Below are 22,860 nucleotides of genomic sequence, written 5' to 3'. Positions count from 1 at the left end.
CTTAGAGCAATTCCAGCAAACCGCGTCGCGGTTCTGCGTCCGGAATTACGTGAAAACAAAGAGATAGGGCATTTCCGTCATTCAGAGAAAAACGGAAATACTCTAGGGTATGATCTTGTAGCCGCCGTTTTCCGTGACGAGGATTTCGGCATTGGAGGGATCGCGCTCGATCTTCTGGCGCAGGCGATAGACGTGGGTTTCCAGCGTATGCGTCGTCACGCCGGAATTATAACCCCAGACCTCTTCGAGCAGTATGTCGCGGGTAACGACCTTCTGTTCGGCGCGGTAGAGATAGCGGATGATCGCCGCTTCCTTTTCCGTCAGCCGGATCTTCTGGCCGTTATCGGTGGTCAGGAGCTTCTGGCTCGGCTTGAAGAGGTAGGGGCCGACGGTGAAGGTCGCGTCCTCGCTCTGCTCATGCTGGCGCAGCTGCACGCGGATGCGCGCGAGCAGCACGGCGAAGCGGAAGGGCTTGGTGACATAATCGTTGGCGCCGGCTTCGAGGCCGAGGATCGTGTCCGAATCGGTATCGTGGCCGGTCAGCATGATGATCGGCGCCTTGAAACCGCCCTTGCGCAGCAGCTTCACTGCCTCGCGGCCGTCCATATCGGGCAGGCCGACATCCATGATCAACAGGTCGATCGGCGTCGCGCGGGCGGTCGCCACACCTTTGCCGGCGTTGGCTTCTTGCAGAACCGTGAATTCCTCATATAGCGACAATTGCTCCGTCAGCGTCTGCCGAAGGTCATCGTCGTCATCCACCAGAAGAATGGTGCGTGCGGTCATGCCGTTTGCGTCCTCATGTTAAGTCCCCTAGTCCTACGCCAAATTCCTGGTTTGGCAAGGATCGGGCAGCGGGCTGTTGCCGGGTCCGTTTCGATATGATTTCAATCGAAGCCCCAGACAAGGCACGACATGCGAGAAAAATGGAAAAAGCAAGGCAGAGGCGAGGTATGACGCCGTCGACGATCGTGGTGCGTCCTGCGCCGGGGCGCAAGAGCCGGGCGATCGTTCGGTTTGGCGCCATCACCGTGCCTGCTGCGATCGGCCGCTCCGGCCGCACCGTGATGAAACGCGAGGGCGACGGCGCCACGCCGATCGCCTCGATGAGGCTGATATCAGGCTTCCGGCGCGGCGAGCGGAACGGCCGCCTCGTCACTCCGCTTTCCATCCGCCGCATCCGCCCCGATATGCTCTGGTGCGATCAGTCCGACAGTGCCAGCTACAACCGCCTCGTCCAGGCGCCGTTCAGCGCAAGTCACGAGGAGATGCGGCGCAGCGACGGGCTCTACGATATCTGCCTGGTGATGGACTGGAACATTTCCTCGCGTGCGCGCAATCGCGGCTCGGCGATCTTCTTCCATCTCATCAGGCCAGGCTATGAGCCGACGGCCGGCTGCGTGGCGGTGAGCCTGCGCGACATGCGCCGACTGCTGCCTCACCTTCGAAAGGGAACGATTGTCCGCGTCGTCTGATTGTCTTCCGGATGCGGCCGCCTATATGCTTCCGGTGACCGAACGCTCCGGCTGAAATGCGTTCTGGGACGCCCCGTAGGTGCGGGCGCAATTCATGCCTCGTCCAATTCTTCAAACTCCCGGAGATATATTGTGACCGCTCAACCCATCATTACTTTCCATGACGGACATTCCATTCCCCAAGTCGGCCTCGGTGTCTGGCAGACGCCGCAGGATATTGCCGCTCCCACCGTGCGCACGGCGATCGCCGCCGGCTATCGTCATATCGATACGGCTTCCGGTTACGACAACGAAGAGGGCGTCGGCGAAGGCATCCGCTCTTCCGGCCTCGACCGCAAAGACATCTTCGTCACCACCAAGCTCAGGAATACCGATCAAGGCTATGACAATACGTTGCGCGCCTTCGACGGCAGCCTGAAGAAGCTCGGCTCCGAATATGTCGACCTCTATCTCATTCATTGGCCGTCGCCGCATCGCGGCCTTTATACGGAGACCTGGAAGGCTTTCGCCCGCATCCGGGAAGAGGGCCGTGCCCGGTCGATCGGCGTGTCGAATTTCAATCCTGAACATCTCGAGCGCATCATCGGCGAAACCGGCATCGTTCCGATCATCAACCAGATCGAGCTGCATCCCGATTTCCAGCAGAAGGCGGCGCAGGAGGTTCACAAGAAGCTTGGTATCGTCACCGAATCCTGGAGCCCGCTCGGCCAGGGCAAGTTCATCTCGAACGCCGATATCGGCGAGATAGCCAAAAAACATCAGAAGACGCCGGCTCAGGTCATCATTCGCTGGCACATCGACACCGGCCTCGTCGTCATCCCGAAATCGGTGACGCCGTCGCGGATCGAGGAGAATTTCCAGGTGTTCGACTTCAAGCTCGACGCCGATGATATGGCCGCGATCGCCAAGCTCGACAGCGCCGGTGCCCGTATGGGGCCGGATCCGATGACGGCAACCTTCTGATCGTCGCCTCGATTATCGCCAGCCAATCAAGGGTCGTCCCGCAGAAGACCGCATGCGGGGCCGCTGTATAAGGCGACCGAGGCCGGACGCCATAAAATGTGAAGCCCACCGATGCGCAGCGGCATCGGTGGGCTTTGATCGTCATCCGTTTTGACGGATCAATTCCACTCGCGGATATCGACGAAGTGCCCGGCGATCGCGGCTGCAGCGGCCATTGCCGGCGAGACGAGGTGCGTGCGGCCCTTGAAGCCCTGACGGCCTTCGAAGTTGCGGTTCGAGGTCGAAGCGCAGCGTTCGCCCGGCTTCAGACGGTCGTCGTTCATCGCAAGGCACATGGAGCAGCCCGGCTCGCGCCAGTCGAAACCGGCGGCCTTGAAGATCTTGTCGAGGCCTTCGGCTTCCGCCTGTTCCTTGACGAGGCCGGAACCCGGCACGATCATCGCGTCGACGGTTGGGGCAACCGTCTTGCCTTCGACGACCTTGGCGACTTCGCGCAGATCCTCGATGCGGCCGTTGGTGCAGGAGCCGATGAAGACGCGGTCAAGCGTGATGTCGGTCATCTTCGTGCCCGGCTTCAGGCCCATATAGTCGAGCGCGCGCCACTTGGAGGTGCGCTTGGTTTCGTCCGGAATGTCGTCCGGGTTCGGAACGATGCCCTGGACGGAGATGACGTCCTCGGGCGAAGAGCCCCAGGAAACGATCGGCGGCAGGCTGGCGGCATCGAGCACGACGACGCGGTCGTAATGAGCGCCCTCGTCGGTCTGCAGGGTCTTCCAATAGGCGATCGCCTGTTCCAGCGCCTCGCCCTTCGGCGCGCGCGGCTTGCCTTTGATATACTCGAAGGTCTTTTCGTCCGGGGCGATCAGACCGGCGCGGGCGCCGCCCTCGATCGTCATGTTGCAGATCGTCATGCGGCCTTCCATCGACAGCGCGCGGATCGCTTCGCCGGCAAATTCGATGACGTGGCCGGTGCCGCCGGCTGTGCCGATTTCGCCTATGATGGCAAGGATGATGTCCTTGGCGGTGACATGCGGCGGAAGCACGCCGTCGACCCGCACCAGCATGTTCTTCGCCTTCTTCTGGATCAGCGTCTGGGTCGCCAGCACATGCTCGACCTCCGAAGTGCCGATGCCGTGCGCCAGCGCGCCGAAGGCGCCGTGCGTCGAGGTATGGCTGTCGCCGCAGACGATGGTCATGCCGGGCAGGGTGAAGCCCTGTTCCGGACCGACAATGTGGACGATGCCCTGGCGCTTGTCGCTTGCCGAATAATATTCGACGCCGAATTCGGCGGCATTGGTCGCCAGCGCTTCCACCTGGATGCGGCTTTCCTCGTTCTTGATGCCGAGATGGCGGTCGGGCGAGGTCGGAACGTTATGGTCGACGACGGCGAGCGTCTTTTCCGGCGCGCGAACCTTGCGGCCGGTCATGCGCAGGCCTTCGAACGCCTGCGGCGAGGTGACTTCGTGGACCAGGTGGCGGTCGATGTAGAGAAGACAGGTGCCGTCTGCCTGTTCGTCGACCAGATGATCGTCCCAGATCTTGTCGTAGAGGGTACGCGGTGCGCTCATGGCGTTAAGTCCGTTTTTCTGAAGCTTTTGGAAAATCGAGAAATGGCAGATCAAGCTCCGCCGGCCGTCATTCGATCAACGAAGTCGGCTGTTGAGCGCACCGGACACGCACGCAAAAAACCGCGCCGGCAGGCGATAATGGTCCTGCAGCACGAAAATATGCGCACCAATGCATCTGAACTTGGATTCCATAGCCCTGCATATAGCGATTTTTCGCGGCGGCTTCAATTTGAATCATCAGCAGGCGCTCTGCGGCCTCTCAGCGGCGAGGCCGGATTGATCGCTTACCGCGACTTCATCCATTTCTCCGTCCGCCGCAGCGCCAGCGACAGGCCGATTGTCAGGATCAGATAGATATAGGTGACGATCGAATAGGTCTCGAAGAAGCGGAAGGAGCCGGCGGCATAGACCTTGCCCATCTGGGTGATGTCGGCGACGCCGAGCACGGAGACGAGCGAGCTGTCCTTCACCATCGAGACGAAATCGTTGGAGAGCGGCGGGAAGATCACCCGGATTGCCTGCGGGAAGACGACGGAGCGAAAGCGCCGGTAGCGCGACAGGCCAAGCGCCTTGGCTGCCTCGATCTGGCCGAGATCGACCGACTGGAAACCGGCCCGGAAGATTTCGGCGATGAAGGAGGAATAACCGACCGTCAGCGCGATGATCGCTCGCCACATCAGCGACAGGTCGCGCACCAGGATGGGCTCGGCCACGCCGGATGTCACCAGCGGCGAAATCAGGAAATTATAGGCTGCGACCAGAGCCGGCGCGCCGACGAAGGCGACGTAGAACAGCAGCACCAGGATCGGTATGCCGCGGATGATCTCGATGTAGAATCGCGCAATCTGACGCAACACCTGGCTGTCGGCCATGCCAAGCAGGCAGATGCCGAGGCCGAGCACGGTGGCGAGCACGAAGGCGACCAGCGTGACGAAGACGGTGACGCCGACACCGTTGACGACGGTGCGGAAGACCTGGGCATAGATATCGTTGGCGACGATGACGGCGGCAAGCACGATGCCGATCGTGACGAGGGCGACCAGCCACCAGGGATAGTCGTCCTTGACGTGTCTGTCGGGAGATGGTCGCAACGCCATCAGCAGCTGCTCGGCGTCATTCGCCCATCTTGTAGTCGAGGAACCACTTCTTGTTCAGCCCATCCAGCGTACCGTCGGCCTTGAGTGCGGCGATGGCGGCATTGACCGGGGCGACGAGGTCGGAGCCCTTCGGGAAGATGAAGCCGAAATCTTCGGTGCCGAGCGGCTCGCCGATCAGCTTCAAGGCGCCGTTCGAGGCGTCGACATAACCCTTGCCGGCGGTGCCGTCGGTCAGCACGACGTCGACGTCGCCGGCCTTCAGGGCCTGGACGGTGGCGCCGAAGGTTTCGAAGAGCTTGATGCGCGGGTTCTGCTCGTTGCCGTCAAGCACTTCATAGACCGCGGTGTAGAAGGGCGTGGTGCCGGGCTGCGCGCCCACCAGGCCGTCCTTGAATTCGCCGAAGGACTTGGCATCGGCGAAGCGCGTCTCATCGCCGCGCACCAGCATGAACTGCTGCGAGCGCATATAGGGATCGGAGAAGTCCACCTTCTGCTTGCGGTCTTCCTTGATGGTGATGCCGGTCATGCCGATGTTATACTGGCCGTCGGACACGGCCTGGATCATCGCGTCCCAGCTGGTGTTCTGGTATTCGACCTTGAAATTCAGCCGCTTGGCGACCTCGTTCATCGCATCATATTCCCAGCCGATCGCCTTGCCGGATTTCGGATCGACGAATTGCAGCGGCGGATAGGCATTCTCGGTGACGACGACGACACTCTTGCCGCCGAGATCCGGCAGTTCGGCGGCCGATGCGGCGAGGGGTACAAGAGCAAGGGCGGCGAAGCTCGCAAGAACGGTACGGCGAAACAACATTGAACGGTTCCCCAAAATTGAACGGCAAAAACTGTCACGGAAGATAGGCCTGAGGCAAGGCCGCCGGCTGCGCACCGAAGCAAAAAATAGAAAAGGCGACCCGAAGGCCGCCTTTCCAAGCAAAGAATTTTGCGTGGCGCAGATCTTATTCTGCTGCCGGTTCCGCTGCAGCGGCGGCTGCTTCAGCGGCGGCCTTTTCGGCAGCGGCCTTGGCTTCCGCAGCTTCTGCTGCTGCCCTCTCGGCGGCGAGCGCCTGAGCTGCTGCAACCTTTTCAGCTTCGATGCGTGCCTTTTCCTCGGCAATGGCGGCGCGCTCGGCGTCGTTGAGCTTGCGGGCGCGGACGCCGGTGTCTTCAACGATACGGGCAGACTTGCCGCGACGGTCGCGCAGGTAATAGAGCTTGGCGCGACGGACCTTACCGCGGCGAACGACGTCGACGCTTTCGATCATCGGCGAGTAGATCGGGAATACGCGCTCGACGCCTTCGCCGTAGGAGATCTTGCGGACCGTGAAGTTTTCCTGCAGGCCGCCGCCGGAGCGGGCGATGCAGACGCCTTCATAGGCCTGAACGCGGGTACGGGTGCCTTCCGTGACCTTGACGTTGACGCGGACGGTGTCGCCCGGGGAAAATTCGGGAAGCGTGCGCTTGGCTTCGATCTTGGCGGCCTGTTCGGCCTCAAGCTGCTGAATGATGTTCATCGTCTTAACCTTTGGTTCTTCTGAAACAGCCAGAGCGCTCGACACTGATCCTTCGGAACTGGCCTCAGGACTTTGCCCGTTAAGGCGGGAGCGGATTCGCCATTCTTTGTTTGCTGGCAGACGGGGATAAACCCCATTTCCGCGTGCGCCAATACACGAAAGGCCAGGGCTTGTCATCCCTTGGACGGCATTTTTGTGAAAAGGGCTACGAAATCAGCCGTTTTTCTCACTTTATAGCGCCGCGCACCTTTTCAGACGCGCAAAGGACGCTGCAGCATTTTGAATCTACGCATCGTGCTTTCCGAAATTCGATCCCGATTTCGGGGTCAATGCGTCAGCCTTTTCCAGCAAATCCGGCCGCCGCTCCCGCGTCAGCCGCACCGCTTCCTGATGCCGCCATTTCTCGATGGCGCCATGGTTGCCCGAGGTGAGGATCGCGGGGATTTCCCGGCCTTCCCATTCCTGCGGCCGGGTATAATGCGGATGTTCCAGCAGTCCGCCTTCGAAGCTTTCGTGCAGGCCGGAAAGATCGTTGCCCATGACGCCAGGCAGGATGCGGATGATGGCATCGAGCACGATCAGCGCCGCCGGCTCGCCGCCTGACAGCACGTAGTCGCCGATCGAGACCTCTTCCAGTCCGCGCGCCTCGATCACCCGCTGGTCGACGCCTTCGAAGCGGCCGCAGACGATGATGACGCCGTCGCCCGCCGCGAGCTCGCGCACACGCTCCTGTGTCAGCGGCCGGCCGCGCGGGCTCATCAGCAGCCGCGGGCGGGTATCGTTTTCTGAGGCGCTGTCGATCGCGCGGGCGAGAACGTCGGCCTTCAGCACCATCCCGGCGCCGCCGCCGGCCGGGGTGTCGTCGACGGTGCGGTGTCTGTCGGTGGCGAAGTCGCGGATCTGCACCGTGTCCAGCGACCATTGCCCCCGCTCCATCGCCTTGCCGGCGAGCGAGAAGCCCAGATGCCCCGGAAACATTTCCGGATAAAGTGTCAGCACGCTCGCCCGGAAAGCCATTACTTCTTCTTTTTCGGCTTGTCGGGAGTGAATTTCGACAGCTCTTCCGAATCGTCGACCAGACCCGCCGCCAGCGGATCGATCAGCAGCGTGCCGGCCTCGAGGTCGATCTCCAGCACCGAGGCTTCGGAGAAGGGGATCAGCACCGGGCGCTTGCCCGGACCTTTGAGTTCCAGCAGGTCGCCGGCGCCGAAATCGAAGACGCCGGTGACGGTGCCATAGCTGACACCCTTGTCGTCGCGCGCCTCGAGCCCTTCGAGATCGGCATAGTAGAACTCGTCTTCGTCCAGCTCCTCGTCCGGCAGGTTGTCCCGCTCGATATAGAGCTCAAGCCCGTTCAGGGCCTCGGCGGCATTGCGGTCGTTGACGCCGCGGAAACGGACGACGACGACATTCTTCATCTCGCGGATTTCGAGGACTTCGAAGCTGCGGCCGTCCATGCTGTGCAGATGGCCGTAGTCGCCAAGCGCGCCGGGATCGGCCGTATAGGCCTTGGCGCGCACCTCGCCCCGGAGGCCCTGCGCGCCACCGATCGTCGCCATCAGAACGGGGTTTTCAAGCTTGGTCATGGGTTCCTTCATGTGAAGCCGAAAGACAGGTTTCTCATAAACGAAGTGCGGGCGATTGGAAACGAAAACGGGCGGCATGTCGCCATGCCGCCCGCTCGAAGGGAATGTCGCGATTATTCCGCGGCGTCTGCAGCAGCAGCAGCGGCGTCGGTGACCTTCTGAGCCTTTTCGGCGGCGCGTTCCTGGGCGCGCTTGCCGGGCTTTGCCTTGACCGGGTTGTTCTTGACTTCGCGCTTGGCAACGCCGGCCTCATCGAGGAAGCGCAGAACGCGGTCGGTTGGCTGGGCGCCGTGTTCGATCCAGTGCTTGATGCGCTCGGCGTTCAGCTGAACGCGCTTCTCATCGTCCTTGGCAAGCATCGGGTTCCAGGAACCGAGGTTTTCGAGGAAGCGGCCGTCACGCGGGCTGCGCGCATCGGCGAGAACGACGTGGTAATACGGGCGCTTCTTGGAACCACCGCGGGCGAGACGAATTTTCAGTGCCATGTTCTTTACTCCTTGGGCTTTTCTTGACCGCTTTCTTGAGCGGTACGGGTTATCGGGCTGCAGCGCTCTGTTCAGCGTGATCCGCAGCGATCTGCTCATGATGCCGGATGACTTCCTTGATGACGAAGTTCAGGAACTTCTCAGCGAAATCCGGGTCCAGATTGGCGGCTTTCGCCAGCTGGCGAAGGCGTTCGATCTGGTATTCCTCGCGCGCCGGGTCGGCCGGCGGCAAATTGTATTTGGCCTTCAGCACGCCGACCTCTTTGGTGCAGCGGAAGCGTTCGGCCAGCATGTGCACGAGAGCGGCATCGATATTGTCGATCGACTGGCGATAGCTCGCGAGCTGGGTTTTGACGTCTGGATCAATCATGGGGCAAGCGATCCTTTCACTTCTTCTTGGGCAATCCGGGCAATCCCGGGAAACCACCGCCAAGGCCCGGCAGCTTGGCACCGCCGAGGCCCGACAAACCACCCGGCAGACCGCCGAGACCGGGCATACCCCCACCCGGCTTTCCAAGCCCCGCCGCTTCCGCCTGCTTCTGCAAGGCCTCGAGCTGCCGGGGATCGATATTCGAAAGATCGGGCATGCCGCCACCCATGCCGCCCATGCCGCCGCCGAGCCCCATCTTGCCGGCAAGGCCGCCCATCATCTGCTTCATCATGCCGCCTTTGCCCTTGCCGCCCATCATCTTCATCATGTCCGCCATCTGGCGGTGCATCTTCAGAAGCTTGTTGATGGCGGCGGCATCGGTGCCGGAGCCGGCGGCGATGCGCTTCTTGCGCGAATGCTTGAGCAGATCGGGATTGGTGCGCTCGGCCTTCGTCATCGACTGGATGATGGCGATCTGGCGGCCGAAAAGTTTGTCGTCGAGGCCGGCTGCGGCCATCTTGTCCTTCATGCCGGCCATGCCGGGCATCATGCCCATGATGCCGCCCATGCCGCCCATCTTCTGCATCTGGCGCAGCTGGTCGGCCAGGTCGTCGAGGTCGAACTTGCCCTTGGCCATCTTGGCGGCCATGGCGGCCGCCTTCTCGGCGTCGATGTTTTCGGACGCGCGCTCGACGAGCGAGACGATGTCGCCCATGCCGAGGATGCGGTCGGCGATGCGGCGGGGATGGAATTCCTCCAGCTCGCTCATCTTCTCGCCGACGCCGATCAGCTTGATCGGCTTGCCGGTGACGGCGCGCATCGAAAGGGCGGCACCGCCGCGGCCATCGCCGTCCATGCGGGTCAGCACCAGACCGGTGATGCCGACCCGTTCGTCGAAACTGCGGGCGAGATTGACAGCGTCCTGGCCGGTGAGGCTGTCGGCGACCAGCAGGATTTCATGCGGGTTCGACCGCTTCTTGATGTCGGCCATCTCGACCATCAAGGGCTCGTCGATATGCGTGCGGCCGGCGGTATCGAGGATGACGACGTCATGGCCGCCGAGCTTGGCCGCCTGCACGGCGCGCGCGGCGATATCGGTCGGCGACTGGCCTGATATAACAGGCAGCGTGTCGATATTGGCCTGCGCGCCGAGCTGGCGAAGCTGCTCCTGGGCTGCCGGACGGCGCGTGTCGAGCGATGCCATCAGCACCTTCTTCTTCTCGCGCGTCGACAGGCGATGGGCGATCTTCGCCGACGTCGTCGTCTTGCCGGAGCCCTGCAGGCCGACCATCATGATGACGACAGGGGCAGCGGCATGAAGGTCGACGCCGACCCCTTCGCCACCCAGCATCTCGATCAGCTCGTCATGCACGATCTTGACGACCATCTGGCCGGGCTTGATCGACTTCAGGATCTCGGCGCCGACGGCCTTTTCACGCACGCGGTCGGTGAAGGAACGCACGACGTCGAGCGCAACGTCGGCCTCCAGCAACGCACGGCGAACCTCGCGCAGCGCTGCGGAAACATCGGCTTCCGAAAGCGCGCCACGGCCTGTCAGTCCATTCAGAATGGATCCAAGACGGTCCTGGAGGTTTTCAAACATCGGCTCTTCCTTGATACGTTTCGGGCGGGTTTCACATGCCCGGAAACGTCGTGCTTTTCCTTGACGAAAACAAGACGCAAAGCCAAAAAGCACCCGAGGGCGCATCGCGCTGTCGGGTGTTGACCTCCGGGATCTCTAAAGTCCCGGTCGGCGGCTCGGAGTCATGCGGCTCGTCGCGGATTGGGCGCGATAAACAGGAAAGCCGCGCGAAAGTCAAGGCAATGCGGACAAATGACCGCATGGCGGACTTCTCGGAAGCCGTTTCACCCAGCGGTTGCAGCGAAGGTACATATTCAAGCAGATCGATGTAATGGCTCGCGCAATCCCCCAGGGTTTCAGGTTTTGACGATAAATATTCCAGTCGAGGCCTGAATTCGCTAGCAACGCCAGTTGCAAATTATTCGGCGTGTGATTCTACTTTCTACTTAAGTGCGTCCTGTAAAATGATTCGTGAATATCCTTGATGCCGAATGAATCGGCGGAGATATCGAATGCTAAATGCTGATATTGAGAGTTGGGCGCTGGCGCGGGCCCATCATATTGTCCTGAACGAAGGCCTGAATCTTGCGAAGGCGGCACAGGATCTGGATCGCAAGCGGTCCCGCTCGCTGGTCTACGAGCTGAGAAAGGTCATCACCGCAGCTATTGTCGAAGCCCATGCGGCATCCTTCGATCCCGACGGTGCACAGCGGTAAAAGCCGAACTGCTGCCTCGAAGGGGTCAGCGGGCCGCAACGTCTGCCCGGCACTCACCCACTGGTAATTCCTTCGCATTTCCGCCATATACACCGGAAAGACAGACGGAATGATACCCATGAGCGCAACGGTCGAATTCGCGAGGATGAACGGGCTTGGCAACAAGATCCTGGTCGTCGACATGCGCGGCCGGCCGGACAAGGTGACGCCGGCGGCGGCGGTGGCGCTCAATGCCGATCCGCAGACTGAGTTCGATCAGATCATGGCGATCCATGATCCGAAGGCCGAAGGCACCGATGCCTTCATCGATATCCTGAATTCCGATGGCTCGAAGGCGCAGGCCTGCGGCAACGGCACGCGCTGCGTCGTGCAGGCGCTTGCCGCCGAGACCGGCAGGAAGGTCTTTACCTTCCAGACGGTCGCCGGCATCCTCAACGCCGTCGAGCACGAGGACGGGACGATCTCGGTCGATATGGGCCGGCCGGTGTTCGATTGGGACAGGATCCCGCTGGCGGAAGAATTCCACGACACCAGCCGTATCGAGTTGCAGATCGGCCCGATCGACAAGCCGGTGCTGCATTCGCCGTCGGCGATGTCGATGGGCAATCCGCATGCGATCTTCTGGGTGGACAGGGACGTGATGTCCTATGATCTCGCCCGCTTCGGACCGTTGCTCGAAAACCATCCGATGTTTCCCGAGCGCGCCAATATCACGCTGGCGCAAGTGACGTCGCCGACATCGGTGACGACGCGCACCTGGGAGCGCGGCGCGGGGCTGACGCTTGCCTGCGGCTCGGCCGCCTGTTCTGCTGCCGTCAGTGCTGCGCGCACCGGCCGCACCGGCCGCAAGGTGACGATCAATGTGGCGAGCGCCAAGCCGCCGGCCACGCTTTCCATCGAATGGCGCGAGCGCGACGATCATGTCATCATGACCGGCCCGGCCGAATGGGAATGGTCGGGCAGGGTCGATCCTTCGACCGGTCTCTGGTCGCGCGAGGGTACCCGAGAGGCGGAGGCGCAGTGAGCGGCATCGAGGTCATTACCTTCGGCTGCCGCCTCAACACATATGAATCCGAAGTGATGAAGGCGCAGGCTGAGAAGGCCGGGCTCAACAACGCCATCCTGGTCAATACCTGTGCCGTGACCGGCGAGGCCGTGCGCCAGGCCCGCCAGGCGATCCGCCGGGCACGGCGCGACAATCCGCATGCCCGCATCATCGTCACCGGCTGCGCCGCGCAGACGGAAAAGCAGACCTTCGCCGAAATGGCGGAGGTCGATGCAGTGCTCGGCAACGAGGAGAAGCTGACCAGCGCCTCCTATCGCAGCCTGCCGGATTTCGGCGTTTCGGCCGAAGAGAAGCTCCGGGTCAACGACATCATGAGCGTCAAGGCGACGGCGCCGCAGATGGTCAGGCATATTGACGGCCATGTGCGCGCGTTCATCCAGGTGCAGAATGGCTGCGATCACCGCTGCACCTTCTGCATTATCCCCTATGGCCGCGGCAATTCCCGCTCCGTACCGATGGGAGCCGTCGTCGATCAGGCCAGCAAGCTCGTCGACGGCGGTTATCGCGAGATCGTACTGACCGGCGTCGATGCCACCAGCTATGGCGGCGATCTGCCGGGCGCCCCGACGCTCGGGCTTTTGGCGAAGACGCTGCTGAAGCAGATCCCCGATATCCGCCGGCTCAGGCTTTCCTCGATCGACAGCATCGAGGCCGATACCCACCTGATGGATCTCATCGCCGACGAGCCTCGTTTCATGCCGCATCTTCATCTTTCGCTGCAGCATGGCGACGACATGATCCTGAAGCGCATGAAGCGTCGGCATTTACGCGCCGATGCGTTGCGTTTCATCGAGGATGCGCGCCGGCTGCGCCCCGAGATGAGCTTCGGCGCCGATATGATTGCCGGCTTTCCCACCGAAACCGAAGAAATGTTCGAGAATGCCGTGCGGCTGGCCGAAGAGGCTGGCATCGCCCATCTGCATGTCTTCCCCTACAGTCCGCGTCCCGGCACACCGGCCGCCCGCATGCCGCAGCTCGACCGGTCGCTGGTCAAGGATCGCGCCGCAAGGCTGCGCGCCGCTGGACATATGCTGCATCAATCCCATCTCGATGGGATGATCGGAACCCGGCAATGGCTGCTTGTTGAAAACAACGGCCTGGCGCATACGGAGAACTTCACGCTGGTCGCAGCTCCCGGCCTTCGTCCCGGCGAACTTGTGCCGGTCACGATCACCGGCCACAATGGCAAGCATCTCGACATGCAATTGACGGCCGCAGCAGCGGCCTGACTTTCACGGAATCCTCATGGCGCTCAGTTTCATCAAAAAGGTTTTCACCTTCGGCAAGCCGGCTGAAGAACCTGTGCCTGCGGCCGTGGAAAGGGAGCTGGAGCCGCGTTCGCGCGACGAAGATCTGCCGGTTGCTGACGATCCGGTGCTGGCCGAGGAAATGGATACGGCCGGCGGGCCGGCTGCCGATATTGACGAGGGCGGGGTAGAGGCGCCGGTTGCTGACGACGATGTCGAATCCTCAATGCTGCCCGCCGCCGACCAGCTGAGCGATATGGGTGTCGTACCGCTTTCATTGCTGGAGGCCGAGGCGGCAGCGGAGGTGGAGGCTGAAAGCCGGACGGTCGCCGAGCCCGTTGTGGAAATACCCGCTTCTGTCCCTCCGGAACATTTCCCCGACGAGGCAGGAGATCCTCTGGAGACCGGAGCGCTAGAACAGCCGGCTAACCTCGAAGAGATCGTCGAAAAGCTTCCGGAAGAGATTCCGACCGAGCCGGGAGAGATTCCAACTGGGGATGATGCAGGACTGGATTCGCCCTCCCAGCCAATCTCCCCACCTGTGGGGGAGATGCCCGGCAGGGCAGAGGGGGGTAACCCCGCGGCAGAACCGGAGACCGGTTCTCCGATCCTCCCCAGAGGATTTGCCACCGGCCCGAAGGTCGTCGAGCCGGAGCCGGTCGTCCTGCAGCCGAGACTCAGCTGGTTCCAGCGTCTGCGCAACGGCCTTGCACGCACGTCCTCGCAGTTGACCAGCCAGATCACCGCGCTCTTCACCAAGCGCAAGCTCGATGACGAGACGCTGCAGGATCTCGAGGACCTGCTGATCCAGGCCGATCTCGGCGTCGAGACCGCCATGCGCGTCACCGACACGCTTGCTTCCGAGCGCTATGGCAAGGATGTCACCGGCGAGGATGTCAGCCGGATCATGGCGTCGGAAATCGCCAAGGTGCTGAAGCCGGTCGCCAAGCCGCTGCAGCTCGACCTCTCGCACAAGCCGCATGTCATCCTCGTCGTCGGCGTCAACGGCACCGGCAAGACGACGACGATCGGCAAGCTTGCGGCAAAGCTTTCCGGCGCCGGGCTGAAGGTGATGCTGGCTGCCGGCGATACGTTCCGGGCGGCGGCGATCGAGCAGCTGAAAATCTGGGCCGACCGGACGAAATCCGAATTCATCGGCACCAAGCTCGGCGCCGATGCCGCCGGCCTTGCCTATGATGCCTTCGAACAGGCGAAGGCGAAAAAATGCGACGTGCTGATCGTCGATACCGCCGGCCGCCTGCAGAACAAGGCAGAGCTGATGGCCGAGCTCGAAAAGATCGTCCGCGTGCTCGGCAAACTCGATCCCGATGCGCCGCATACCGTGCTGCAGACGCTTGATGCCACGACGGGGCAGAACGCGCTCAGCCAGGTAGAGATCTTCCGCAACGTCGCCGGCGTCAACGGGCTGATCATGACCAAGCTCGATGGCACGGCCCGCGGCGGCATTCTCGTCGCCATCTCCGCCAAGCATAAGCTGCCGGTCTATTTCATCGGCGTCGGCGAGGGCGTCGAGGATCTGGAGCCGTTCGAGGCCGAGGATTTTGCCCATGCCATTGCCGGACTTGGGCAATGATGCCACAGATATGCCGCCGAAAGCCTGCAGGGCACGGCCGGAAACAGTTTCCAGGAAAACAGGTTTGAAGAACGCATGAGCACCGAGAGCGATATCACCCCGTCTGCTGCCGACCGGCATCACCCGCTGTTGAAACTGGCGCTGGAACTCGGGCCGCTGATGATCTTCTTCTTCGCCAATCTGCGCGGTCAGTGGCTGGTGGAGACGTTTCCTGCTCTTTCCGAATTGGGCGGACCGCTGTTCGTCGCGACCGGCCTCTTCATGGCGGCGACGATCATCTCGCTGATCGTTTCGAAGATCGTGCTCGGCCATCTGCCGATCATGCCTTTTGTATCGGGCATCGTCGTCGTCATCTTCGGCTCGCTGTCGATCTGGCTGCAGAACGAGACCTTCATCAAGATGAAGCCGACCATCGTCAACGCGCTCTTCGGGGTAGCGCTGCTCGGCGGGCTGGCCTTCGGCAAGTCGCTGCTCGGCTATGTCTTCAACGCCGCGTTCCAGCTCGATGCCGAGGGCTGGCGCAAGCTCACCATCCGCTGGGGCATCTTCTTTCTCTTCCTCGCGGTGCTGAACGAAGTCGTCTGGCGCAATTTTTCCGACAGTACCTGGGTCGCCTTCAAGGTCTGGGGCACGATGCCGATCACCATCATCTTCACGCTGGCGCAGATGCCGCTGGTGCTGAAACATAGCGTCAACCTGGAAACGGAAGGCGAGAAGTGAGCGCTGTCGACGTAGAAACTCGCGTAAGACACCAGAACTTATGGTTTATCGCCTGCCTTGCGGTGCTGATCATTCAGATCGTCGCCGAATATATGATGGGCCGCGTGCCGATCTGCGCCTGCGGCACTGTCAAGCTGTGGGAGGGCGGGGTCAATACCAGCGGCAATTCGCAGCATCTGTCGGATTGGTACACGCCGTCGCACATCATCCACGGCTTCCTGTTCTACGGGCTCGCGCATCTCATCCTGCGCGGCAAGCCGCTGGCGGCGAGGCTGCTGCTGGCGCTGGTCATCGAATCCGGCTGGGAACTGCTCGAGAATTCGCCTCTCATCATCGACCGCTACCGCACGGCGACGATCGCGCTCGATTATTACGGCGACAGCATCCTGAATTCGGCGATGGACACCGTCTTCATGTGCGTCGGCTTCTTCTTCGCGCGGCGCGCGCCGGTGGCGCTGACGGTGGCGATCGCCATCTTCTTCGAGATTTTCACCGGCTACGTGATCCGCGATAACCTGACGCTCAACGTTATCATGCTGATCTGGCCGGTGGAGGCGATCAAGGTCTGGCAGGGTGGGGTGTAGGGCTTCTTTGTTCTAACAAGACCCCTCCCCAACCCCTCCCCACAAGGGGGAGGGACTAACTCGTGGCACCGCCTCGCAAACCAGACCAACTGCACACTGGACGTTCGATAGGACGCACGGCAAGAGCCGCACGTTAAGTCCCTCCTCCTTGTAGGGAGGGGTTGGGGAGGGATCTTTTGTGGATCACTCACTCAGGAAGCCGGCTTCCCGAGCGCCTTTTCCATCGCAGGAAACAGCCCTTCCTTCAGGCTGATATCGTCGAAGGGCCCGACGCGCTTGTAGAGGATCGTGCCGTCAGGCCCGACCAGATAGCTTTCCGGAATGCCGTAGACACCCCAGTCGATCGCTGCCTTGCCGTTCGGATCGACGCCGATCGCCCGAAAAGGGTTGCCGAGCTCGCCGAGGAAACGCAGGGCGTTGTCGTTCTGGTCCTTGTAATTGATGGCGACGATGTTCAGCCGTCCGTCTTTTGCCAGTTCTTTCAATAGCGGATGTTCGTCCCGGCAGGGGAGGCACCATGAGGCGAAGACGTTGACGAGGGTCAGCTTGCCCTTGATTGCCGCATCGGTCAGCGCCGGCACGTTGGCGCCGTCGAGCGGCGGCAGGTTGAGCGCCGGTGCCTTGGTGCCGATCAGGGCGGAGGGAATTTCGGCGATGTTCTTGCCATGGAAATCCTGGTCGTAGAGCATCTTTGCCGCCGTGGCCGCAATGCCGCCGAAGACGACGAGCGGCAGCAGCGCCAATGCGTAACGGCTAATCCCGCGCGGCTTGGCGGCGGCGTTTTCCGGCGTGTCGTTCATTCGCCATCCCCCACACTGTCCTTGGGGCGCGCCGAACGGCGGCGGATGCCGGCAGCCTCAAGGGCGGCGAGTTCCGTGCGGCGGGCGCGGCCGTCGGCCCAGGTCCGGGCTGTGACGGCGATCGTCACCAGGGCTGCAAAGCCATAGGAAGCGTAGACGTAGAAGGCATGCGTCACGATTAATCCTCCCGGCTCGCCATGCGGGCGGCAAGACGGCGCTGGGCGGCGATGCGGCGGCGCCAGATCTCGTTCCTCATTGCCATGATGTGCAGCGTGAAGAAGAGCAGGGTGAAGGCGATCGCCATGACGAAGAGCGGCCGCAGGAATTCCGGATCGATCGCCGGGCCGTCGAGGCGCAGCACGCTTGCCGACTGGTGCAGCGTGTTCCACCACTCCACAGAAAATTTGATGATCGGGATGTTGACGAAGCCGACGAGGATGAGCACGGCGCTGACACGCGCGGCCTTCGACGGATCGTCGATGGCGCGGCCGAGCGCAATCAGCCCGAGATACATCAGGAAGAGAACGAAGACGGAGGTCAGCCGCGCATCCCAGACCCACCAGGTGCCCCACATCGGCTTGCCCCAGAGCGAACCGGTGACGAGCGCGAGCAGGGTGAAGGCGGCGCCGAGCGGGGCTGCGGCCTTGGCGGAGACATCGGCCAGCGGATGGCGCCAGACCAGCGTACCGATCGCCGAGAGGCTCATAATCGTATAGCACATCATCGAAAGCCAGGCCGAGGGGACATGGACATACATGATGCGCACGGTCTCGCCCTGCTGGTAATCGCCTTCGGTGGCGAAGCTCAGATAGAGGCCGACCGCGAAACAGAGGGCGGTGATGCCGGCCAGCCACGGAATGGCGCGCGCCGCCAGCGCCAGAAACCGCGTCGGATTGGCGAGATCACTGAATTTGCTGATGGCAAGGCTCGTTTCGCTCATGTCCGCTTCCTTACCTTGATCCGGCTTTTCCCGCAATCGAATGGCCCATCAATCCGCTGTGTTTCGCAGCGCCAGGGCGGCGGCTGCCGGGCCGATGACCGCGAAGAAGAGTGTCAGCGCAATGAGGATCAGGAAGGGCGGCAGGAAGGGGGCAGGATTCTCGACTGCGGCATAGGTGGCGCTGACGCCGAAGATCAGCACCGGAATGGTCAGCGGCAGCACGAGGATCGAGACCAGCAGGCCGCCGCGGGGCAGCGCCACGGCAACGGCGGCACCCACGGCGCCGATGAAGGTGATGGCGGGCGAGCCGACCAGCAGCGTCAGCATGGTCGCGCCGATCGCCGTCTCGTCCATGTTCATGAAGAGGCCGAGCAGCGGCGAGGCGATGACCAGCGGCAGGCTGGTGGCCGTCCAATGGGCGAAGCATTTGACCAGCACGGTGAGAACCAGCGGCGTTTCCTGTATCAGCATCAAGTCGAGCGATCCGTCGTCGCGCTCGGCCTGGAACAGGCGGTCGAGCCCGAGAAGGGCGGCGAGCAGCGCGCCGATCCAGACGATGGCGGGGCCGATGCGCGACAGCAGTTTGAGATCGGGACCGACGCCGAAGGGAATGACGGCGACGATGGTCAGGAAGAACAGCACGCCGATCAGCGCGCCGCCGCCGGCACGGATGGAGAGTTTCAGGTCGCGGAAGAAGAGGGCGGTCATGCGGGGCGGCTCTCTGCATATGCGGTGGACGGGGTAGCTACGTCGAAAAGCATCACACCCACACCCCCGCATCCACGCCGGCAAAGCCCGTCATCTTCAATTCCTGCGCATTCCTCAGCCCCAGCGGCTGATGCGTTGCCGCCAGCACGATGCCGCCCTTTTCCAGATGCGCTCCAATCAAATCGGCAAACAGCCGGTCGGCGCTGGCATCGAGTGCGGCGGTCGGTTCGTCGAGGATCCAGACGGGGCGGTGGGCGACCAGCAGCTTGGCGAAGGCTATCCGGCGCTGCTGGCCGGCGGAGAGATAACCGAAGGGAAGGTGGGTGATGCCGGAGAGACCGACGGCATCAGTGGCGTCCTCGACGGAAAGGCCGGCGGCGGAGCCTGCATTGCCGAGAAAGGCGCGCCAGAAATCGAGGTTTTCTGCAACCGTAAGTTCATTCTTCATCGCATTTCGATGACCGAGGTAGTGGCTGACTTCCCCAGGGTGCCTGCCTCCCGGACTCTCTTCGCCGTGAAATATGACAGTGCCTTTCTCCGGCCTCAGCAGACCGGCGACGACACGCAGCAAAGTGGACTTTCCCGATCCATTTTTTCCTGTCAGCACAAGCGCCGCGCCGGCTGCCAAGTGAAAGGAAATGTTAACGAAAATGAGATCCTCACCGCGCCTTGCAGCCAGATTTTCGGCGGTGAGATGCATGCGTCGGCTCTTTCTTGGTTTCGGCTAGCGGCGGGGTCAAAAAATGTCCGATTTTGACTGTGCTCGGGTATGGCAAGTTTTTAGGAAATTATCTATAAGACCTGCAACCACGCCAGCGGTCGGCGTGAATTTCATCCTTGCGCCGAACTTGGAGCGTCTGTTCCACGTGCGGACAGCGGAAATGGCCGTACCCGCATCCTGATGTGCATTAAGTGCATAGGCGTTCGCACGACTGTGTTGGCTATCAGAAACGGGGTATCTCGTGTCTAAATCTCTTGACAGTTTCAATTGTCGTTCCACGCTTTCCGTCAACGGGAAGGACTATGTCTATTACAGCCTGCCCAAGGCTGAGGCAAACGGTCTGGCCGGCGTGTCGAAGCTTCCCTATTCGATGAAGGTGCTGCTCGAAAACCTGCTGCGCTTCGAAGACGGCCAGTCGGTCACCAAGGAGCACATCCTGGCCGTTGCCGAATGGCTGAACAACAAGGGTGCGGTCGAAAACGAAATCGCCTATCGCCCGGCGCGCGTGCTGATGCAGGACTTCACCGGCGTTCCGGCCGTCGTCGATCTTGCCGCGATGCGCGACGCGATGGTGTCGCTCGGCGGCGATCCCGAGAAGATCAACCCGCTCGTTCCCGTCGATCTCGTCATCGACCACTCCGTCATCGTCGACGAATTCGGCACGCCGCAGGCCTTCGCCCGCAACGTCGAGCTGGAATACCAGCGCAACGGCGAGCGTTACCGTTTCCTGAAGTGGGGCCAGCAGGCCTTCAAGAATTTCCGCGTCGTGCCTCCCGGCACCGGCATCTGTCATCAGGTCAATCTCGAATATCTCGGCCAGACCGTCTGGACCAAGGAAGAAGACGGCGAGACGATCGCCTATCCGGATACCTGCGTCGGCACCGACAGCCACACGACGATGATCAACGGTCTCGGCGTTCTCGGCTGGGGTGTGGGCGGTATCGAAGCGGAAGCTGCGATGCTCGGCCAGCCGGTCTCGATGCTGCTTCCCGAAGTCATCGGCTTCAAGCTGACCGGCAAGCTCAAGGAAGGCGTCACGGCGACCGACCTTGTTCTCACCGTCGTACAGATGCTGCGCAAGAAGGGCGTCGTTTCGAAGTTCGTCGAATTTTTCGGCCCCGGCATGGACAACATGCCGCTCGCCGACCGCGCGACGATCGGCAACATGGGTCCGGAATACGGCGCCACCTGCGGCTTCTTCCCGGTCGACGGCGAAACCATCAACTACCTTACCATGTCCGGCCGCACACATGACCGGATCGCCCTCGTCGAAGCCTATTCGAAGGCGCAAGGGATGTGGCGCGAAGGCGACGGCTCCGAGCTCGTCTTCACCGATACGCTGGAACTCGATCTTAGCGACGTCGTGCCGTCGATGGCCGGCCCGAAGCGTCCCGAAGGCCGCATTTCGCTTGAGAACATTGCGACCGGTTTTGCCGGCTCCATGGATGCCGACTACAAGAAGCCCGGCCAGCTGAACAATCGCTATACGGTTGAAGGCACCGACTTCGATCTCGGCCACGGCGACGTGGCGATCGCTGCCATCACGTCGTGCACCAACACCTCCAACCCGTCAGTGCTGATCGCCGCCGGCCTTCTTGCCCGCAACGCCGTTGCCAAGGGCCTGAAGACGAAGCCGTGGGTGAAGACCTCGCTGGCACCGGGAAGCCAAGTCGTCGGCGAATATCTCGCCAAGTCGGGCCTGCAGGCCGATCTCGACAAGCTTGGCTTCAACCTCGTCGGCTTCGGCTGCACCACCTGTATCGGCAATTCCGGTCCGCTGCCGGCGCCGATCTCGAAGACGATCAACGACAAGGGCCTTATCGTTTCCGGCGTTCTCTCCGGCAACCGTAACTTCGAAGGCCGCATCTCGCCCGACGTGCAGGCGAACTACCTCGCATCTCCGCCGCTCGTCGTCGCTTATGCGCTTGCCGGCACGGTGCAGATGGATCTGACCAAGGAGCCGATCGGCGAGGACCAGAGCGGCAATCCTGTTTATCTCAAGGACATCTGGCCGACCTCCAAGGAAGTCCAGGAATTCATCCTGAAATACGTGACCCGCGAACTCTACGAAAGCAAATATGCCGATGTCTTCAAGGGCGACGTCAACTGGCAGGCCGTTCAGGTCCCGCCGGGTCAGACCTATGCCTGGGACGACAATTCGACCTACGTACAGAACCCGCCCTACTTCGTCGGCATGGGCAAGAAGGGCACCGGCGTCTCCGACATCAAGGGCGCTCGCGTCCTCGGCCTGTTCGGCGACAAGATCACCACCGACCACATCTCGCCTGCCGGTTCGATCAAGGCGGCATCGCCGGCCGGCGCCTACCTCATCGACCACGACGTCGCCGTTGCCGACTTCAACCAGTACGGCACGCGCCGCGGCAACCATGAGGTGATGATGCGCGGCACCTTCGCCAATATCCGCATCCGCAACCACATGCTCGGCCCGAACGGCAAGGAAGGTGGCTACACCATCCATTACCCGTCGAAGGAAGAGACCTCGATCTACGACGCCGCGATGCAGTACAAGCAGGAAGGCGTGCCGCTCGTCATCTTCGCCGGTGTCGAATACGGCAACGGCTCCTCGCGCGACTGGGCTGCAAAGGGCACCAACCTGCTCGGCGTCAAGGCAGTGATCGCTCAGTCCTTCGAGCGCATCCATCGTTCGAACCTGGTCGGCATGGGCATTATCCCCTTCGTCTTCGAAGAGGGCACGACCTGGCAGAGCCTCGGCCTCAAGGGCGACGAACTCGTCACCATCGAAGGTCTGGAAAAAATCAAGCCGCGCGAGAGGAAGATCGCCAGGATCACCTATGGCGACGGCACCGTGAAAGAGGTTCCGCTGCTGTCGCGCGTCGATACGCTCGACGAGGTGATCTACCTCAACAATGGCGGCATCCTGCAGACGGTTCTGCGCGATCTCGCTGCCTGATTTTTAAGAGACTTGTTTGATAATAGCCGCCGGAGAGCAATCTCCGGCGGCTTTTCTTTGGTGCGACGATAGTATTTGGACGGGCTCACGATGATTTGTTTCACGCAAGTTCCTGTCGAGCTTCGTCTCACCCGTTCGTGACTTTTCGTTTGGACCCGGAAGGATTATTCGTACGTTCATATGTCAGGGCCG

24 protein-coding genes are annotated in these 22,860 nt (G+C 61.8%); 9 read left to right on the top strand and 15 right to left on the bottom strand.

Annotated elements, in window-relative coordinates; all coding sequences use genetic code 11:
* Positions 1 to 102: 102 nt before the first annotated feature.
* Positions 103 to 786, bottom strand: coding sequence for a response regulator transcription factor (locus RlegSU303_RS21725; RefSeq protein ID WP_017962462.1), 684 nt, complete (start codon positions 784 to 786; stop codon positions 103 to 105).
* Positions 787 to 953: 167 nt separating this feature from the next.
* Between RlegSU303_RS21725 and RlegSU303_RS21720 the strand changes: the two genes are divergently transcribed.
* Entirely contained in the window at positions 954 to 1,475 is a 522-nt protein-coding gene (locus RlegSU303_RS21720) for a L,D-transpeptidase family protein (protein ID WP_131720347.1), read from the top strand.
* A gap of 132 nt (positions 1,476 to 1,607) precedes the next feature.
* Positions 1,608 to 2,438, top strand: a complete 831-nt coding sequence (locus RlegSU303_RS21715; protein ID WP_131720348.1) for an aldo/keto reductase — start codon at positions 1,608 to 1,610, stop codon at positions 2,436 to 2,438.
* A 158-nt stretch (positions 2,439 to 2,596) separates the two neighbouring features.
* Here RlegSU303_RS21715 and leuC read toward each other — a convergent pair whose 3' ends face one another.
* The 9 genes from leuC to ffh form a co-directional block, all read right to left on the bottom strand.
* On the bottom strand, positions 2,597 to 4,006 hold the full coding sequence (gene leuC, locus RlegSU303_RS21710; RefSeq protein ID WP_020052055.1) for a 3-isopropylmalate dehydratase large subunit: 1,410 nt from the start codon (positions 4,004 to 4,006) through the stop codon (positions 2,597 to 2,599).
* Positions 4,007 to 4,290: 284 nt separating this feature from the next.
* A complete protein-coding gene (locus RlegSU303_RS21705) occupies positions 4,291 to 5,103 on the bottom strand; it encodes an amino acid ABC transporter permease (RefSeq protein WP_017962458.1) in 813 nt (270 codons plus the stop codon).
* Between the two features lie 16 nt (positions 5,104 to 5,119).
* Positions 5,120 to 5,917, bottom strand: a complete 798-nt coding sequence (locus RlegSU303_RS21700) for a basic amino acid ABC transporter substrate-binding protein (protein ID WP_017962457.1) — start codon at positions 5,915 to 5,917, stop codon at positions 5,120 to 5,122.
* 145 nt (positions 5,918 to 6,062) lie between these two features.
* Positions 6,063 to 6,617: a 50S ribosomal protein L19 gene (rplS, locus tag RlegSU303_RS21695; protein ID WP_012759374.1), complete on the bottom strand. Its 555-nt coding sequence runs from the start codon at positions 6,615 to 6,617 to the stop codon at positions 6,063 to 6,065.
* Between the two features lie 285 nt (positions 6,618 to 6,902).
* Positions 6,903 to 7,634, bottom strand: a complete 732-nt coding sequence (trmD, locus tag RlegSU303_RS21690; protein WP_094087177.1) for a tRNA (guanosine(37)-N1)-methyltransferase TrmD — start codon at positions 7,632 to 7,634, stop codon at positions 6,903 to 6,905.
* Positions 7,634 to 8,203 (bottom strand): ribosome maturation factor RimM, encoded by a 570-nt coding sequence (gene rimM / locus RlegSU303_RS21685; protein ID WP_131628280.1) that lies wholly within the window; start codon positions 8,201 to 8,203, stop codon positions 7,634 to 7,636. The genes trmD and rimM overlap by 1 nt, the downstream gene beginning before the upstream one ends.
* Positions 8,204 to 8,316: 113 nt before the next feature.
* Complete coding sequence (gene rpsP, locus RlegSU303_RS21680; RefSeq protein ID WP_012759371.1) at positions 8,317 to 8,688, bottom strand: 30S ribosomal protein S16; 372 nt, start codon at positions 8,686 to 8,688, stop codon at positions 8,317 to 8,319.
* A 49-nt stretch (positions 8,689 to 8,737) separates the two neighbouring features.
* Positions 8,738 to 9,058 (bottom strand): chorismate mutase, encoded by a 321-nt coding sequence (locus RlegSU303_RS21675; protein WP_131720349.1) that lies wholly within the window; start codon positions 9,056 to 9,058, stop codon positions 8,738 to 8,740.
* Positions 9,059 to 9,074: 16 nt separating this feature from the next.
* On the bottom strand, positions 9,075 to 10,661 hold the full coding sequence (gene ffh / locus RlegSU303_RS21670; protein WP_131720350.1) for a signal recognition particle protein: 1,587 nt from the start codon (positions 10,659 to 10,661) through the stop codon (positions 9,075 to 9,077).
* Positions 10,662 to 11,131: 470 nt separating this feature from the next.
* On the opposite strand from ffh, the gene RlegSU303_RS21665 reads away from it, so the two are divergent.
* From RlegSU303_RS21665 to RlegSU303_RS21640, 6 genes are all read left to right on the top strand, one after another.
* A complete protein-coding gene (locus RlegSU303_RS21665; RefSeq protein WP_017962453.1) occupies positions 11,132 to 11,356 on the top strand; it encodes a hypothetical protein in 225 nt (74 codons plus the stop codon).
* 118 nt (positions 11,357 to 11,474) lie between these two features.
* The gene (gene dapF, locus RlegSU303_RS21660) at positions 11,475 to 12,380 is read left to right on the top strand and encodes a diaminopimelate epimerase (protein WP_003543663.1); all 906 of its coding nucleotides are present in this window, start codon (positions 11,475 to 11,477) and stop codon (positions 12,378 to 12,380) included.
* Positions 12,377 to 13,651, top strand: a complete 1,275-nt coding sequence (gene mtaB, locus RlegSU303_RS21655) for a tRNA (N(6)-L-threonylcarbamoyladenosine(37)-C(2))-methylthiotransferase MtaB (protein ID WP_131720351.1) — start codon at positions 12,377 to 12,379, stop codon at positions 13,649 to 13,651. Before dapF ends, mtaB begins: the two co-directional genes overlap by 4 nt.
* A 16-nt stretch (positions 13,652 to 13,667) precedes the next feature.
* Complete coding sequence (ftsY, locus tag RlegSU303_RS21650; protein ID WP_017962450.1) at positions 13,668 to 15,263, top strand: signal recognition particle-docking protein FtsY; 1,596 nt, start codon at positions 13,668 to 13,670, stop codon at positions 15,261 to 15,263.
* Positions 15,264 to 15,338: 75 nt separating this feature from the next.
* Complete coding sequence (locus tag RlegSU303_RS21645; protein WP_065281557.1) at positions 15,339 to 15,983, top strand: septation protein A; 645 nt, start codon at positions 15,339 to 15,341, stop codon at positions 15,981 to 15,983.
* Complete coding sequence (locus RlegSU303_RS21640) at positions 15,980 to 16,567, top strand: DUF2585 domain-containing protein (protein ID WP_131720352.1); 588 nt, start codon at positions 15,980 to 15,982, stop codon at positions 16,565 to 16,567. The genes RlegSU303_RS21645 and RlegSU303_RS21640 overlap by 4 nt, the downstream gene beginning before the upstream one ends.
* Before the next feature lie 191 nt (positions 16,568 to 16,758).
* Here the strand turns inward: RlegSU303_RS21640 and RlegSU303_RS21635 are convergent, their stop codons facing one another.
* From RlegSU303_RS21635 to ccmA, 5 genes are read right to left on the bottom strand one after another with little or no spacing between them, the layout of a single operon-like run.
* The gene (locus RlegSU303_RS21635) at positions 16,759 to 17,367 is read right to left on the bottom strand and encodes a DsbE family thiol:disulfide interchange protein (protein ID WP_094087183.1); all 609 of its coding nucleotides are present in this window, start codon (positions 17,365 to 17,367) and stop codon (positions 16,759 to 16,761) included.
* The gene (ccmD, locus tag RlegSU303_RS21630) at positions 17,364 to 17,543 is read right to left on the bottom strand and encodes a heme exporter protein CcmD (RefSeq protein WP_131720353.1); all 180 of its coding nucleotides are present in this window, start codon (positions 17,541 to 17,543) and stop codon (positions 17,364 to 17,366) included. The genes RlegSU303_RS21635 and ccmD overlap by 4 nt, the downstream gene beginning before the upstream one ends.
* 2 nt (positions 17,544 to 17,545) lie before the next feature.
* Positions 17,546 to 18,307 (bottom strand): heme ABC transporter permease, encoded by a 762-nt coding sequence (locus RlegSU303_RS21625; protein WP_020052040.1) that lies wholly within the window; start codon positions 18,305 to 18,307, stop codon positions 17,546 to 17,548.
* A gap of 48 nt (positions 18,308 to 18,355) precedes the next feature.
* The gene (gene ccmB, locus RlegSU303_RS21620; protein WP_131644526.1) at positions 18,356 to 19,015 is read right to left on the bottom strand and encodes a heme exporter protein CcmB; all 660 of its coding nucleotides are present in this window, start codon (positions 19,013 to 19,015) and stop codon (positions 18,356 to 18,358) included.
* A gap of 52 nt (positions 19,016 to 19,067) precedes the next feature.
* Positions 19,068 to 19,715, bottom strand: coding sequence for a heme ABC exporter ATP-binding protein CcmA (gene ccmA / locus RlegSU303_RS21615; RefSeq protein WP_131720354.1), 648 nt, complete (start codon positions 19,713 to 19,715; stop codon positions 19,068 to 19,070).
* Between the two features lie 262 nt (positions 19,716 to 19,977).
* Between ccmA and acnA the strand changes: the two genes are divergently transcribed.
* Positions 19,978 to 22,668: an aconitate hydratase AcnA gene (gene acnA / locus RlegSU303_RS21610; protein WP_131720355.1), complete on the top strand. Its 2,691-nt coding sequence runs from the start codon at positions 19,978 to 19,980 to the stop codon at positions 22,666 to 22,668.
* Positions 22,669 to 22,860 lie beyond the last annotated feature (192 nt).

It is taken from the genome of Rhizobium sp. SU303 (genome assembly GCF_021052345.1).
Taxonomy (GTDB): Bacteria; Pseudomonadota; Alphaproteobacteria; order Rhizobiales; family Rhizobiaceae; genus Rhizobium; species Rhizobium laguerreae.
Note: the sequence above shows the minus strand (reverse complement) of the source record. Positions and strands in the feature narration are given on the sequence as shown.

Bases quoted from the DNA above. Each gene is read 5' to 3' on its own strand.
- RlegSU303_RS21725 (WP_017962462.1), bottom strand. From the start codon at position 786: ATGACCGCACGCACCATTCTTCTGGTGGATGACGACGATGACCTTCGG.
- RlegSU303_RS21720 (WP_131720347.1), top strand. From the start codon at position 954: ATGACGCCGTCGACGATCGTGGTGCGTCCTGCGCCGGGGCGCAAGAGC.
- leuC (WP_020052055.1), bottom strand. From the start codon at position 4,006: ATGAGCGCACCGCGTACCCTCTACGACAAGATCTGGGACGATCATCTG.
- RlegSU303_RS21705 (WP_017962458.1), bottom strand. From the start codon at position 5,103: ATGGCGTTGCGACCATCTCCCGACAGACACGTCAAGGACGACTATCCC.
- RlegSU303_RS21700 (WP_017962457.1), bottom strand. From the start codon at position 5,917: ATGTTGTTTCGCCGTACCGTTCTTGCGAGCTTCGCCGCCCTTGCTCTT.
- rplS (WP_012759374.1), bottom strand. From the start codon at position 6,617: ATGAACATCATTCAGCAGCTTGAGGCCGAACAGGCCGCCAAGATCGAA.
- trmD (WP_094087177.1), bottom strand. From the start codon at position 7,634: ATGGCTTTCCGGGCGAGCGTGCTGACACTTTATCCGGAAATGTTTCCG.
- rimM (WP_131628280.1), bottom strand. From the start codon at position 8,203: ATGACCAAGCTTGAAAACCCCGTTCTGATGGCGACGATCGGTGGCGCG.
- rpsP (WP_012759371.1), bottom strand. From the start codon at position 8,688: ATGGCACTGAAAATTCGTCTCGCCCGCGGTGGTTCCAAGAAGCGCCCG.
- RlegSU303_RS21675 (WP_131720349.1), bottom strand. From the start codon at position 9,058: ATGATTGATCCAGACGTCAAAACCCAGCTCGCGAGCTATCGCCAGTCG.
- ffh (WP_131720350.1), bottom strand. From the start codon at position 10,661: ATGTTTGAAAACCTCCAGGACCGTCTTGGATCCATTCTGAATGGACTG.
- RlegSU303_RS21665 (WP_017962453.1), top strand. From the start codon at position 11,132: ATGAATCGGCGGAGATATCGAATGCTAAATGCTGATATTGAGAGTTGG.
- dapF (WP_003543663.1), top strand. From the start codon at position 11,475: ATGAGCGCAACGGTCGAATTCGCGAGGATGAACGGGCTTGGCAACAAG.
- ftsY (WP_017962450.1), top strand. From the start codon at position 13,668: ATGGCGCTCAGTTTCATCAAAAAGGTTTTCACCTTCGGCAAGCCGGCT.
- RlegSU303_RS21645 (WP_065281557.1), top strand. From the start codon at position 15,339: ATGAGCACCGAGAGCGATATCACCCCGTCTGCTGCCGACCGGCATCAC.
- RlegSU303_RS21635 (WP_094087183.1), bottom strand. From the start codon at position 17,367: ATGAACGACACGCCGGAAAACGCCGCCGCCAAGCCGCGCGGGATTAGC.
- RlegSU303_RS21625 (WP_020052040.1), bottom strand. From the start codon at position 18,307: ATGAGCGAAACGAGCCTTGCCATCAGCAAATTCAGTGATCTCGCCAAT.
- ccmB (WP_131644526.1), bottom strand. From the start codon at position 19,015: ATGACCGCCCTCTTCTTCCGCGACCTGAAACTCTCCATCCGTGCCGGC.
- ccmA (WP_131720354.1), bottom strand. From the start codon at position 19,715: ATGCATCTCACCGCCGAAAATCTGGCTGCAAGGCGCGGTGAGGATCTC.